This is a genomic window from Sphingomonas sp. Leaf4 (genome assembly GCF_920939515.1).
Lineage (GTDB): Bacteria > Pseudomonadota > Alphaproteobacteria > Sphingomonadales > Sphingomonadaceae > Sphingomonas.
On sequence record NZ_CAKLBB010000002.1, the window covers coordinates 405,116 to 417,295 of the forward strand.

At 66.1% G+C, this 12,180-nt stretch carries 13 protein-coding genes and 1 tRNA gene; 12 read left to right on the forward strand and 2 right to left on the reverse strand.

The window, feature by feature from the left end; genetic code table 11:
- Positions 1-13 precede the first annotated feature (13 nt).
- Genes LRA89_RS04435 through LRA89_RS04470 form a run of 8 tightly spaced genes read left to right on the forward strand, consistent with a single transcriptional unit; the run spans position 14 to position 7,857 of the window.
- Complete coding sequence (locus tag LRA89_RS04435; protein ID WP_230769156.1) at positions 14-1,567, forward strand: NADH-quinone oxidoreductase subunit M; 1,554 nt, start codon at positions 14-16, stop codon at positions 1,565-1,567.
- Complete coding sequence (gene nuoN, locus LRA89_RS04440) at positions 1,567-3,012, forward strand: NADH-quinone oxidoreductase subunit NuoN (protein ID WP_230769157.1); 1,446 nt, start codon at positions 1,567-1,569, stop codon at positions 3,010-3,012. Before LRA89_RS04435 ends, nuoN begins: the two co-directional genes overlap by 1 nt.
- On the forward strand, positions 2,979-3,707 hold the full coding sequence (locus LRA89_RS04445) for a biotin--[acetyl-CoA-carboxylase] ligase (RefSeq protein ID WP_230769158.1): 729 nt from the start codon (positions 2,979-2,981) through the stop codon (positions 3,705-3,707). The genes nuoN and LRA89_RS04445 overlap by 34 nt, the downstream gene beginning before the upstream one ends.
- 46 nt (positions 3,708-3,753) lie before the next feature.
- On the forward strand, positions 3,754-4,041 hold the full coding sequence (gene gatC / locus LRA89_RS04450) for an Asp-tRNA(Asn)/Glu-tRNA(Gln) amidotransferase subunit GatC (RefSeq protein ID WP_056494439.1): 288 nt from the start codon (positions 3,754-3,756) through the stop codon (positions 4,039-4,041).
- 49 nt (positions 4,042-4,090) lie between these two features.
- Positions 4,091-5,572: an Asp-tRNA(Asn)/Glu-tRNA(Gln) amidotransferase subunit GatA gene (gene gatA, locus LRA89_RS04455; protein ID WP_230769159.1), complete on the forward strand. Its 1,482-nt coding sequence runs from the start codon at positions 4,091-4,093 to the stop codon at positions 5,570-5,572.
- Positions 5,566-5,763 carry a hypothetical protein gene (locus LRA89_RS04460; protein ID WP_230769160.1) on the forward strand — a complete coding sequence of 66 codons (198 nt, stop codon included), beginning with the start codon at positions 5,566-5,568 and terminating at the stop codon, positions 5,761-5,763. Before gatA ends, LRA89_RS04460 begins: the two co-directional genes overlap by 7 nt.
- The gene (gene gatB / locus LRA89_RS04465; RefSeq protein WP_230769161.1) at positions 5,756-7,240 is read left to right on the forward strand and encodes an Asp-tRNA(Asn)/Glu-tRNA(Gln) amidotransferase subunit GatB; all 1,485 of its coding nucleotides are present in this window, start codon (positions 5,756-5,758) and stop codon (positions 7,238-7,240) included. Before LRA89_RS04460 ends, gatB begins: the two co-directional genes overlap by 8 nt.
- Positions 7,240-7,857, forward strand: coding sequence for a peptidylprolyl isomerase (locus LRA89_RS04470; protein WP_230769162.1), 618 nt, complete (start codon positions 7,240-7,242; stop codon positions 7,855-7,857). The genes gatB and LRA89_RS04470 overlap by 1 nt, the downstream gene beginning before the upstream one ends.
- A 3-nt stretch (positions 7,858-7,860) precedes the next feature.
- On the opposite strand, the gene LRA89_RS04475 is transcribed toward LRA89_RS04470, so the two are convergent.
- The gene (locus LRA89_RS04475; protein ID WP_230769163.1) at positions 7,861-8,079 is read right to left on the reverse strand and encodes a hypothetical protein; all 219 of its coding nucleotides are present in this window, start codon (positions 8,077-8,079) and stop codon (positions 7,861-7,863) included.
- A 1-nt stretch (position 8,080) separates the two neighbouring features.
- Positions 8,081-8,308: a hypothetical protein gene (locus LRA89_RS04480; protein WP_230769164.1), complete on the reverse strand. Its 228-nt coding sequence runs from the start codon at positions 8,306-8,308 to the stop codon at positions 8,081-8,083.
- Between the two features lie 137 nt (positions 8,309-8,445).
- Here LRA89_RS04480 and LRA89_RS04485 point away from each other — a divergent pair.
- The 4 genes from LRA89_RS04485 (at position 8,446) to LRA89_RS04500 (ending at position 12,157) form a co-directional block, all read left to right on the forward strand.
- Positions 8,446-8,530: transfer RNA gene (locus LRA89_RS04485), tRNA-Leu, on the forward strand.
- Positions 8,531-8,596: 66 nt separating this feature from the next.
- Entirely contained in the window at positions 8,597-10,228 is a 1,632-nt protein-coding gene (gene tig / locus LRA89_RS04490; RefSeq protein WP_230769165.1) for a trigger factor, read from the forward strand.
- A 127-nt stretch (positions 10,229-10,355) separates the two neighbouring features.
- Positions 10,356-11,291, forward strand: a complete 936-nt coding sequence (locus LRA89_RS04495) for a glycosyltransferase family 2 protein (protein WP_230769166.1) — start codon at positions 10,356-10,358, stop codon at positions 11,289-11,291.
- A 239-nt stretch (positions 11,292-11,530) separates the two neighbouring features.
- Complete coding sequence (locus LRA89_RS04500) at positions 11,531-12,157, forward strand: ATP-dependent Clp protease proteolytic subunit (protein WP_055755965.1); 627 nt, start codon at positions 11,531-11,533, stop codon at positions 12,155-12,157.
- The last annotated feature ends 23 nt before the right edge of the window (positions 12,158-12,180 follow it).

Here is a 12,180-nt window from a genome sequence, read left to right on the forward strand (position 1 = left end):
GGGGGAATAACAAGTGAACGGCTTCCCGATCCTGTCGGCGATGCTGGTCGTACCGGCGGTCGCGGCGGTATTGTGCCTGTTCGTGTCGGCCAACGCCGCACGCTGGACCGCACTGATCGCCACGCTGATCGACTTCGCGCTCGGCATCGTGCTGTGGACCAGTTTCGACGTGGGCGGCGCGCAGTGGCAGTTCGTCGAACATGCCGATGTGTTCGGCCGCTTCGCATGGGCGCTCGGCATCGACGGGTTCGCGCTGATGCTCATCATGCTCAGCGTGTTCCTGATGCCGATCTGCATCGGCGCGTCGTGGAGTTCGGTGACAACCCGCGTGCCCGAATATATGGCGCTGTTCCTCGGCGTCGAAGTGCTGATGATCGGCACCTTCTCGGCGCAGGACCTGCTGCTGTTCTATGTCTTCTTCGAAGGCGGCCTGATTCCGATGTACCTCATCATCGGCATCTGGGGCGGGGCGAACCGCATCTACGCTTCGTACAAGTTCTTCCTGTACACGCTGCTCGGCTCGGTGCTGATGCTGATCGCGATGATCTACATGGTCAATGTCGCGGGCACGTCGGACATTCCGACGCTGATGGCGTATGATTTCCCGGCGCATGTCCAGACATGGCTGTGGCTCGCGTTCTTCGCGTCGTTCGCGGTCAAGATGCCGATGTGGCCGGTCCACACCTGGTTGCCCGACGCGCACGTCCAGGCACCAACCGCAGGGTCGGTCATCCTTGCCGGCGTGTTGCTGAAGCTCGGCGGCTACGGCTTCCTGCGCTTCTCGATCCCGATGTTCCCCGAAGCGACCGGCGAGTTCACCTGGCTGATCTTCGCGCTGTCGGCGGTCGCGGTGGTCTATACCTCGCTCGTCGCGCTGGTGCAGAGCGACATGAAGAAGCTGATCGCCTATTCGTCGGTCGCGCATATGGCCATCGTGACGATCGGCCTGTTCGCCTTCAACCAGCAGGGTATCGAAGGCGCGATGATCGTGATGCTCAGCCACGGGCTGGTATCAGGTGCGCTGTTCCTGTGCGTCGGCATCATCTACGACCGGCTGCACACCCGCGAAATCTCGCGCTACGGCGGTCTGGCGATCAACATGCCGCGCTATGCGGTGTTCTTCCTGCTGTTCACCATGGCGTCGATCGGCCTGCCAGGTACGTCGGGGTTCGTCGGCGAGTTCCTGAGCCTTGCCGGCACCTATCAGGTGTCGACGTGGGCGGCGCTGATCTGCACCACCGGCATCATCCTCGGCGCGGCGTATTCGCTCTATCTCTATCGTCGCATCGCGCTCGGCGATCTGGTGCATGACGATGTGAAGGCGATGCAGGACGTCAATCCGCGCGAACTGCTCCTGCTGGCGCCGATCGCGGCGGTGGTGCTGTGGATGGGCGTGTATCCCGAAAGCTTCCTGAAACCCATGCGCGGCGACGTCGCGCTGCTGATCGAACGGATCGAGCGGGCGAACCCGGGGTCGGATTCGCGTCCGACGGCCGGCAATCCGGCGGCTGCGGCCGCGCAACATCACACGAGCGGCGGCGAAGCGGCGCACGGGGAATCGCACTGATGAGCTACGCCCAACAATTGACGATGACGCTGCCCGAGCTGGTGCTCGCGGTGGGGGCGATCGTGCTCATGCTGGTCGCGGCATGGGGCAAGCAGGCGGCGACGCGCGGCGTCAGCATCGCGGCGGTGGTGATCCTCGCCGGTGCGTCGGTCGCGCTCGTCGGCAACGGATCGTCGGGCGGCACCGCGTTCGGCGGCATGTACCGCGCCGATGCCTTCGCCGGTTTCGCCAAGATACTGATCTTCCTCGCCTCGGCGGTCGCGATCATCGTCGCGCCGCGCTTCTTCGCGCGGACCACGGGTGACGACCTCAAGCCCGAATATCCGATTCTTATCCTGTTGTCGGCGTGCGGCATGGGCATGATGGTGTCGGCGTCGGACCTGCTGCTGCTCTACGTCGGGCTCGAATTGCAGAGCCTTGCGGCCTATGTCCTCGCCAGCTTCATGCGGCGCGATACGCGCTCGGCCGAAGCGGGCCTCAAATATTTCGTGCTGGGCGCGCTGGCCTCGGGCATTCTGCTCTATGGTATCAGCCTGGTCTATGGCTTCTCCGGCACGACGCTGTTCGACGATATTGCCGTCGCCTATGCCGCCGGGACCAACACCGGGCTGCTGTTCGGGCTGGTGTTCGTGTTCGCGGGGATCGCGTTCAAGCTGGCGGCGGTGCCGTTCCATATGTGGACGCCCGACGTGTACGAAGGCGCGCCGACCCCGGTGACCGCGTTCTTCGCATCGGCACCCAAGGTTGCGGCGATGGCGATGGCATTGCGCGTGGCGATCGAGGCGATGGGGCCGGCGGTCGACCAGTGGCGGCAGATCGTGGTATTCGCCGCGCTCGCCTCGATCGTGCTCGGCGCGGTCGGCGCGATCGGGCAGGGTAATATCAAGCGGCTGCTCGCCTATTCGTCGATCAACAACGTCGGCTTCGCGCTGATCGGTCTGGCGGCGGGCACGCAGGCGGGTGTCGCGGGCGTGCTGTTCTATCTCGCCATCTACATCGTCATGACGCTCGGTTCGTTCCTGATCGTGCTCCAGATGCGTGGCGAAGACGGGCAGCCGGTCGAGAGCGTCGCGAGCCTTGCCGGTCTGTCGCGCACGCGGCCGGCACTGGCGCTGGCGCTGGCGATCTTCATGTTCGCGCTGGCCGGTATCCCGCCGCTGTTCGGCTTCTGGGCCAAGTACGCGGTGTTTGATGCCGCGGTGCAGGCCGGGCTGTTCCCGCTGGCGGTGATCGGTATCGCCGCATCGGTCATCGGTGCCTATTATTACCTGCGCGTCGTCAAGACGATGTACTTCGACGATCCGGCCCCGGCGTTCTCGCGGGAACCGGCCCTCATCGAAGGTGGTCTGATCGCGGCGGCGGCGGTCGTGATCTCGCCGGTTGGCATGTTCCTGATCCCGGCGCTGACCGGGTGGACGATGACGGCGGCGCGAGCGCTGTTCTGAGCGTCCGCACCGTCGCCGAAACCGGGTCGACCAACGCCGACCTGCTGGCGGCGGCGACCGAGGGCGCACTCGAGGGCGCATGGCTCAGGGCGGAGCGGCAGACTGCCGGACGTGGTCGCATGGGCCGCACCTGGGCCGACGCGACCGGCAATCTGTTCGCCAGTACCATCGTTCGCCTGCGGCCGGACGATCCGGTCGCACCGTCGCTGGCGCTGGTCGCAGCGGTTGCGCTGCACGCCGCGATCGATAGCGTCCTGCCGGGGCGCGCCGCGATCAAATGGCCGAACGACCTGATGATCGACGGAGCGAAACTGTCCGGCATCCTGCTCGAACGTAGTGGCGAGGCGGTCGTGGTCGGCTTCGGGGTGAACCTTGCCATGGCACCGGTCCTACCCGGTCGACGGACGATCTGCCTTGCCGATCAGGGGGTGCGGATGGCCCCGGACGACATGCTCGACCGGTTGCGTGCATCGTTCGCCCATTGGCTGGCCGAATGGCGTCGTGCCGGAGTTGGCGGCATTGGCGATGCGTGGATGCGGGCAGCGCATCCGGTCGGGGCGTCACTTCGGGTATCGTTGCCCGACGGGACCCGGACCGAAGGGACGTTTGCCGGTCTGGACCCGGCCGGGGCGCTGCTGCTGGCGCAGGGCGGCGGCGCGGTCCGCACGATCCATGCCGGGGATGTCGACGCCTGAACCGGGACGCTTGTCGAGGGGCAGGCGGGATGCTAGCCGATCGTTCATGTCCGTCGAACCTCACACCGTAAAGCGCGTGGCCGGCCTTGCCCGGATCGCGATCACCGACGCCGAAGCCGATCGGCTCGCCCCCGAACTGGGCAATATCCTTGGCTGGATCGAGCAACTGGGCGAAGTCGATACCAGCGGCGTCGCGCCGATGACGGCGGTGATTCCCAACCATCTGCGCCTGCGTGCCGATGCCGTCACCGACGGCGACGTGCGCGACCGGGTGCTGGCGAATGCGCCGCAGGCCGAACATGGCTTCTTCACCGTGCCCAAGGTCATCGAATGATCCGTCGCCGTATCCCGACCGACCCGACCTGCCGCGCAAGGATTGCCGAATGACCGACCTTACCGACCTTGGCGTCGCCGCGATCCGTGACGGCGTGCGCGACGGCAGCTTTTCCGCGCGCGACGTCGCCGATGCGTTCGTAGGTGCCGTAGCCGCCGCCAAGCCGCTCAACGCCTTTCTCGTCGAAACGCCCGACCATGCGCGCGCCGCCGCCGATGCCGCCGATGCCGCGCGCGCGGCGGGCGAGACGCCGAAGCCGCTGGCCGGCGTGCCGATCGGCATGAAGGACCTGTTTTGCACGAAGGGCGTCGAGACGACCGCGGCGAGCGGTATCCTGAAGGGCTTCGTGCCGCAGTATGAATCGACCGTCTCGGGCAAGCTGTGGGCGGCGGGCGCGGGGATGCTCGGCAAGCTGAACCTCGACCAGTTCGCGATGGGATCGTCGAACGAAACCAGTGCGTTCGGCAACGTCGTCTCGCCGTGGCGGCGGCCGGGCGATACCGCGCCGATGGCCCCGGGCGGATCGTCGGGCGGATCGTCGTCGGCGATCGCGGCGCGGCTGTGCCCGGCGGCGACCGGGACCGACACCGGGGGGTCGATCCGTCAGCCGGCGGCGTTCACCGGCATCACCGGGATCAAGCCGACCTATGGCCGCTGCTCGCGCTACGGTGTCGTCGCCTTCGCCTCGTCGCTCGATCAGGCGGGGCCGATGGCGCGCGATACCCGCGATTGCGCGATCATGCTGGAGGCGATGGCCGGGTTCGACCCGAAGGACGCGACCTCGCTCGACCTGCCGGTTCCGGCTTGGGAAGCGGGCCTGAATGCCGATCTTCGCGGCAAGCGCGTGGGTATTCCGAGAGAGTATCGCGTCGATGGTATGCCGGCGGAGATCGAGGCGTTGTGGCAGCAGGGGATCGACTGGCTGCGCGATGCGGGGGCGGAGATCGTCGAAGTGTCGCTGCCGCATACCCGTTATGCGCTGCCGGCCTATTATATCATCGCCCCCGCCGAAGCGTCGTCGAACCTCGCGCGCTATGACGGCGTGCGCTATGGCCAGCGGGTGCTGCCCGACGGGGCGGGACTGCAGGACATGTATGCGGCCACGCGCGCCGCCGGGTTCGGCGACGAGGTGAAGCGGCGCATCCTGATCGGCACCTATGTGCTGTCGGCGGGCTTCTATGACGCCTATTATACCCAGGCGCAGAAGGTACGAACGCTGATCGCATGCGATTTCGAGCAGGCGTGGGAGAGTTGCGACGTGTTGCTGACCCCGACCGCACCGTCGGCGGCGTTCGCGCTCGGTGAGAAGTCGGCCGATCCGATCGCGATGTATCTCAACGACGTGTTCACCGTGCCGTCGTCGCTGGCGGGCCTGCCGGCGATGAGCGTGCCGGGCGGCGTCGACAAGGACGGGTTGCCGCTGGGGTTGCAGATCATCGGCAGGCCGCTCGATGAGCAGGGCGTGCTGAACGCAGGTCTTGCGATCGAGCAGCGGGCCGGGTTCGTCGCGCGCGCGGACAAGTGGTGGTAGACCTGTTCGACCTGCTGGAATTTCTCGGCGACTTGTTGCCGTTTGATTTTGGCGGGTCGAACAAGCGGCAGGGTGATCGTCCTGCCAAGCGTCGTCGGATCGGCCAGAAGACCGGGTCGGTAAAAACGAAGCGGCACGTACGTCACACGTTGCTACGTCGCCCGAAGCACGGATTGAACGAGAATGACTGAATCCACCTATCGCATCCGTGGCGCGACCGGCGACTGGGAGGTCGTGATCGGCCTTGAGGTCCATGCCCAGATCACGTCGAACGCCAAGCTGTTCTCCGGCGCGGCGACCGCGTTCGGCGCCGAGCCGAACACGCAGGTCAGTCTGGTCGATGCGGCGATGCCGGGCATGCTGCCGACGCCGAACCGCGAGTGCATCCGTCAGGCGGTCCGCACCGGCATGGCGATCGACGCGGTCATCAACAAATGGTCGCGGTTCGACCGCAAGAATTATTTCTACGCCGACCTGCCGCAGGGCTATCAGATCAGCCAGCTCTATCATCCGCTGGTGGGGGAAGGCTCGGTCACGATCGTCCTTGACGAGAAGGACCCGAACAGCCCGGTCAAGACGATCGGCGTCGAGCGTATTCACGTCGAGCAGGACGCCGGCAAGCTGATGCACGATCAGCACCCGACGCGGTCCTATGTCGATCTCAACCGGTCGGGCGTGGCGTTGATGGAGATCGTCAGCCGCCCCGACATGCGCTCGCCCGCCGAGGCCGGAGCCTATCTGTCGAAGCTGCGGTCGGTCCTGCGCTATGTCGGGTCGTGCGACGGCAATATGGACCAGGGGTCGATGCGCGCCGACGTCAACGTCTCGGTCCGGCGGCCGGGCGAGGAACTGGGGACGCGGACCGAGACGAAGAACGTCAATTCGGTCCGCTTCGTGATGGCGGCGATCGAACATGAAGCGAACCGGCAGGTCGCGGTGCTGGAGGATGGCGGCCGCATCGTTCAGGAAACGCGGCTGTTCGATCCCGACAAGGGCGTGACCCGGTCGATGCGATCGAAGGAAGACGCGCACGACTATCGCTATTTCCCTGATCCCGATCTGCTTCCGCTCGAACTTGACGATGCGTTTCTGGACGAATGTCGCGCGTCGCTGCCCGAACTGCCCGATGCCAAGCGGGCGCGGTACGAGAATGAGCTCGGGCTGTCGCGCTACAATGCGGCGGTGCTCACCGCCGAGGTGGAAACGGCTCGCTGGTTCGAGGCGCTGCTGGGTGAAGGTGGTTCAGACGTGTCGGCAAAGTCGGCCGCCAACTGGTTGATTTCCGACCTGTTCGGTGCGCTCAACCGCCTTGGCAAAAGCGTTACCGACAGCCCGGTGTCGCCCGCGCAGGGGGCCGAATTGCTGCGGCTCGTCGCCGATGGCACGCTGTCGGGCACGCTGTCCAAGCAGGTGTTCGAGATCATGCTCGAAACCGGCCAGGGGGCGAACGCCATTGTCGAGGAGCGCGGGCTCAAGCAGACCAGCGACACCGGCGCGATCGAGGCGGTGATCGCCGACGTCATGGCGAAGAACGCGGACAAGGTCGCCGATTATCGCGGCGGCAAGGACAAGCTGTTCGGCTTCTTCGTCGGACAGACGATGAAGGCGATGGGCGGCAAGGCCAACCCCGGCGTCGTCAACGACCTGCTGAAAAAAGCGCTCGGCTGATGCGTCTCACGCGGCGGATGGTGCTGGCGGCGCTGGTCGCCGTGGCGAGCGTGCCGGGTTTCTCGCAGACGCCGGAGCCGCCGCTGCCTCATGTCGCGATCGTCACGACGGCAGGCACGCTGACCGTCGAGGTGGAGACGAAACGCGCGCCAATCAGCGCGGCGAATTTCCTGCGTTACGTCGACCAGAAGCGACTGGACGGCGTCAGCTTCTACCGGATCGTCAAGGTCGGGCCGGAATTTGGTTTCGTCCAGTTCGGCCCGCATACCGATGCGAAGAAATATTTGCCGCCGATCAAGCACGAATCGACCAGTCAGACGGGCCTGTCGCACACCGACGGCACGCTCTCGATCGCGCGACTGGGCCTTGGGACGGCGCGTGGCGAGTTCACCATCTCGGTCGGCGATCAGCGTCGCGCGCTGGATGCCGCGCCGGGCGTCCCGGCGGACGGGCAGGGCTATGCCGCGTTCGCAAGGATCGTCGGCGGGCGTGATGTGCTGTTGAAGATTCTCGACACACCGGTCGATCCCGCCAAATCCACCAGCGGCGCGTTCAGGGGGGAAATGCCCGCCGCGCCGGTCAAGGTCCTGACAGCACGGCGGGTCACGACTGGCTGACGCTTACTGCGCGTCGGCGTCCTGATTGCGGACAACACCGCCCGATCCGCCGGCGGTGTCGGGTGACACGGTGGGTTCGGTGGGCGAGGTCTGGCCGACCGTGGTGTCGCCACGTTCGACATCGCCATTGGCGGTGTCGACCGCTTTTTCGATGTCGCTGCGACGGTCGGTGTCGTCCTGCGGCGCGCTGTCTGGGTGCGGGCTGCGGTCGCGGTCGCTCATCTCAATACTCCATCACGGGTTGGCCGGGTACCGGCGTTACGCCGGGATCGCCACCGGGCATCGGGCTTGGCACGTCAATATCGGGACCGGGCACGTCGATCTCGGGCGGCGGTGCGACGGGTTGGCCCGGTTCGGTCTGCGGCACCGGATATTCGGGCGGCGGCGTGATCGGCGCGACGCCGGGATCGGGGGCGGGCGTCTCGGCGGGGATCGGGGGCTCGACGGGCATGGCATCAGTCTCCTTCGCATGGCTCAACGCGACGGCGAGGGCAGGGTTGCGGCTATCGTTACGATCTGCGAAGCGTGGCGACTTGCCCCGGCGTGCATGGCTGCTATAGACGCGCCCGTGCCGGCGGCGTCCGCTCGGCGGGCGTGGCGGAACTGGTAGACGCGCTGGATTTAGGTTCCAGTATCGAAAGATGTGGGGGTTCGACTCCCTTCGCCCGCACCAGTGACGCCGCCGCCCGGTCGAGGCTGGAGCCGCCCCGAATCGATTCCTTTGACGAAAGCTTCGAGAATGCAGACTGTCGAGACGTTGAACGAGGGCCTCAAGCGCGCCTACACGCTGACCATCACCGCCGCCGAGATCGACGCGAAGGTCGATGTCGAGGTGAAGCGCGTTGCGCCGACGGTGAAGATGCCCGGTTTCCGCCCCGGCAAGGTTCCCGCGAACCTGATCCGCAAGATGCACGGCGACGCGCTGTCGCAGGACGCGCTGAACAGCTCGATCCAGGACGGCATCCAGTCGCTGCTCGCCGAGCAGAAGCTGCGTCCGGCGACCGCGCCGCAGGTGTCGCTGGAAGGCGACTATGCTCGTGGTCAGGACGCAGCGGTCACGGTGTCGCTCGAAGTGCTGCCCGACGTGCCGGCCCCGGCGATCGACGGATTGAAGCTCGAACGGCTCACCGTTCCCGCCGACGAGTCGGTGGTCGACGCACAGGTGGAGCAGCTCGCCGCCAGCAACAAGCGTCACGACGACGCGCCCGAGGGGCATGAAGCCGCGACCGGCGATCTGGTCGTGATGGATTTCGTCGGCAAGGTCGACGATGTCGCATTCGACGGCGGCACCGGCGAGCGCATGTCGGTCGAGATCGGTTCGGGTCGCCTGATCCCCGGTTTCGAGGACCAGTTGGTCGGCGTGAAGCAGGGCGACGAGAAGACGATCAACGTCACCTTCCCCGACGATTATCAGGCCGAGAATCTGAAGGGCAAGGCCGCGACCTTCGACCTGAAGATCACCGCCGTGAAAATCCCGGCCGAAGGCGGCCCGGACGACGAGTTCGCCAAGTCGCTGGGCCTCGAAAGCCTCGAGCAGCTTCGTGGACTCATCAAGGGGCAGGTCGAGCAGGAACTGAACGGCCTGACCCGCACCCATATGAAGCGCAAGCTGCTCGATCAGCTCGCCGCCGGGCATGATTTCGACGTGCCGCCGTCGATGGTCGAAGCCGAATTTGAGCAGATCTGGGCGCAGCTCCAGCATGAAGCCGGCCACGAATCGGACCCCGAAGCGGCGCGTGCCGAGCTGGAAGCCGAGCGTGACGACTATCGCCAGATCGCGGTCCGCCGCGTCCGCCTCGGCCTGCTCCTGTCGGAAATCGGCCAGGCCAACGGCATCGAGGTGACGCAGCAGGAAATGCAGCGCCTCATCATGCAGGCCGCGCAGCAGTACGGCCCGGAAGACCGCCAGCGCTTCATGCAGTATGTCCAGCAGGAGCCGATGGCGGCGGCGCAGCTTCGCGCACCGCTGTACGAGGACAAGGTCGTCGACTTCCTGTTCGGCAAAGCCGAGATCACCGATCGCGAAGTGACGCGTGAGGAACTCGAAGCCGAGATCGAGAGCGAGGAAGGTGCGGTGCCGCACGTTCATGGCCCCGACTGCAACCACGATCATGACCATGGGCACGACCACGCACAGGACCATGCGACGCCGGTGAGCGACAAGGACGTGGAGCCGGCGGCTGCCGACGCCCCGGCCGAGGCCGAAGCGCCCAAGAAGAAGGCCGCGACGCGCAAGGCCCCGGCGAAGAAGGCCGCCGAAGGCGATGCGCCGGCAGAGGGCGAGGTAGCGGACGCTGCCGAGGCCGCGCCGAAGAAGCCGCGCGCCAAGAAGAAGGTCGAGGCCGCTTCGGACGAGACTGCCGAGGGCTGATCCGTTCGATCGGTTGCGACGACGAAGGGGCGGTATCGATCTTGCGGTCGGTGCCGCCCCTTCGTTGTGGGGCGGCGCGGAACGCTTTCCGCTTTTCCGCCATGCCGAATCCGAATAGCGGATGCGCGTGACCGAGCATTCCTCCCGCATCGCCGTCCTGCTGCCCTGTTACAACGAGGAAGCGGCGATCGCCGCCACGGTGGCGGGGTTTCGTGCCGCGTTGCCCGATGCGACGGTCTATGTGTACGACAACAACTCGACCGACCGCACGATCGAGGTCGCGCGGGCGGCCGGCGCGATGGTCCGCAGCGAACGTATCCAGGGCAAGGGCGCGGTGGTGCGGCGGATGTTCGCCGACATCGATGCCGACGTCTATGTCATGGCCGATGGCGATGCGACCTATGACGCCGAGGCCGCGCCCGCGCTGGTCGCGCGATTGTTCGACGAGCAACTCGACATGGTGGTCGGACAGCGGGTGAGCGAGGCGGTGCTCGCCTATCGGCGCGGGCACCGGTTCGGCAATGCGATGCTGACGGGCATGCTGGCGCGGCTGTTCGGGCGGAGTTTTACCGATATTCTGTCGGGCTACCGCGTCTTTTCGCGCCGGTTCGTGAAGAGCTTTCCGTCGCTGTCCGCCGGGTTCGAGATCGAAACCGAGATCAGCGTCCACGCGCTTGAACTGCGCATGCCGGTCGCGGAAGTCACGACGCGCTATTTCGCGCGGCCGGAAGGGTCGGCGTCGAAGCTGTCGACCTATGGGGATGGCTTCCGTATCGCGCGAACGATCGCGACCCTGTACCGGATCGAGCGACCGCTGTGGTTCTTCGGTGCGATCGGGCTGGTGCTGGCGCTGACCGCGCTGATCCTCGCGATACCGCTGGTGATTACCTATGCGAACACCGGGCTGGTGCCGCGGTTCCCGACCGCGATCCTTGCGACCGGGCTCGTGATCCTCGCCTCGCTATGCCTGTTCAGCGGGCTGATTCTCGACACGGTGGTGCGCGGTCGCCGCGAGGTACGCCGCCTTGCCTATCTGGCCTATCCGGCGCCCGGCAGGGTATAGGGGCGGGACCGCCGGAGAGGCGGCGACGGTCTGGACGAGATAGCGTTAGCGTATCGTCGGCTGGACGGGCGACGATCCAGCGCTCGACGGATTGTTACGGGAATCGATCGCGGAACAGCGCTCGACGAACATATGGGGCGGCCAGTCGATGCGACGGCGGCGGACGCCACGCTTCGCCCCTTGCGCCGCCTTCGCGCAGCGCCGATGTAGGGCACCGAAACCTACTGAGCGGGAACCCAATGCAGGATATTCACGACGGCCTCGTCCCCATGGTCATCGAACAGTCGAGCCGTGGCGAGCGCAGCTTCGACATTTATTCGCGCCTGCTGCGCGAGCGCATCATCTTCGTCACCGGCGGCGTCGAGGACCATATGGCCTCGCTCATCACCGCGCAGTTGCTGTTCCTCGAATCGGAAAATCCGAAGAAGGACATCTGGATGTACATCAACTCGCCGGGCGGCGTCGTCACGGCGGGCATGGCGATCCACGATACCATGCAGTACATCCGTCCCCGCGTCGGCACCGTCTGCATCGGCCAGGCCGCGTCGATGGGCAGCTTCCTGCTGGCATCGGGCGAGCCGGGCATGCGTGTCGCGCTCACCAACGCGCGCATCATGGTTCACCAGCCGTCGGGCGGCGCGCAGGGAATGGCATCGGACATCGAGATCCAGGCGAAGGAAATCCTGCGCATCCGTCGCCGGATGAACGACCTCTACGCGAAGTACACCGGCAAGCCGCTGGAGGAGATCGAACGGGCGATGGACCGCGACACCTTCCTCGAAGCCGATGAGGCAAAGGTATTCGGGCTGGTCGATCAGGTGTTCGACAAGCGCCCGGGCGTATCGGAAGACGCGACGTCGGCCTAAGATCGAGCAGGGCCGGCATAGTG

Coding starts and splice junctions, on each gene's coding strand:
- nuoN (WP_230769157.1), top strand. CDS start 1,567: ATGAGCTACGCCCAACAATTGACGATGACGCTGCCCGAGCTGGTGCTC.
- gatC (WP_056494439.1), top strand. CDS start 3,754: ATGTCCGTCGAACCTCACACCGTAAAGCGCGTGGCCGGCCTTGCCCGG.
- gatA (WP_230769159.1), top strand. CDS start 4,091: ATGACCGACCTTACCGACCTTGGCGTCGCCGCGATCCGTGACGGCGTG.
- gatB (WP_230769161.1), top strand. CDS start 5,756: ATGACTGAATCCACCTATCGCATCCGTGGCGCGACCGGCGACTGGGAG.
- LRA89_RS04470 (WP_230769162.1), top strand. CDS start 7,240: ATGCGTCTCACGCGGCGGATGGTGCTGGCGGCGCTGGTCGCCGTGGCG.
- LRA89_RS04475 (WP_230769163.1), bottom strand. CDS start 8,079: ATGAGCGACCGCGACCGCAGCCCGCACCCAGACAGCGCGCCGCAGGAC.
- LRA89_RS04480 (WP_230769164.1), bottom strand. CDS start 8,308: ATGCCCGTCGAGCCCCCGATCCCCGCCGAGACGCCCGCCCCCGATCCC.
- tig (WP_230769165.1), top strand. CDS start 8,597: ATGCAGACTGTCGAGACGTTGAACGAGGGCCTCAAGCGCGCCTACACG.
- LRA89_RS04500 (WP_055755965.1), top strand. CDS start 11,531: ATGCAGGATATTCACGACGGCCTCGTCCCCATGGTCATCGAACAGTCG.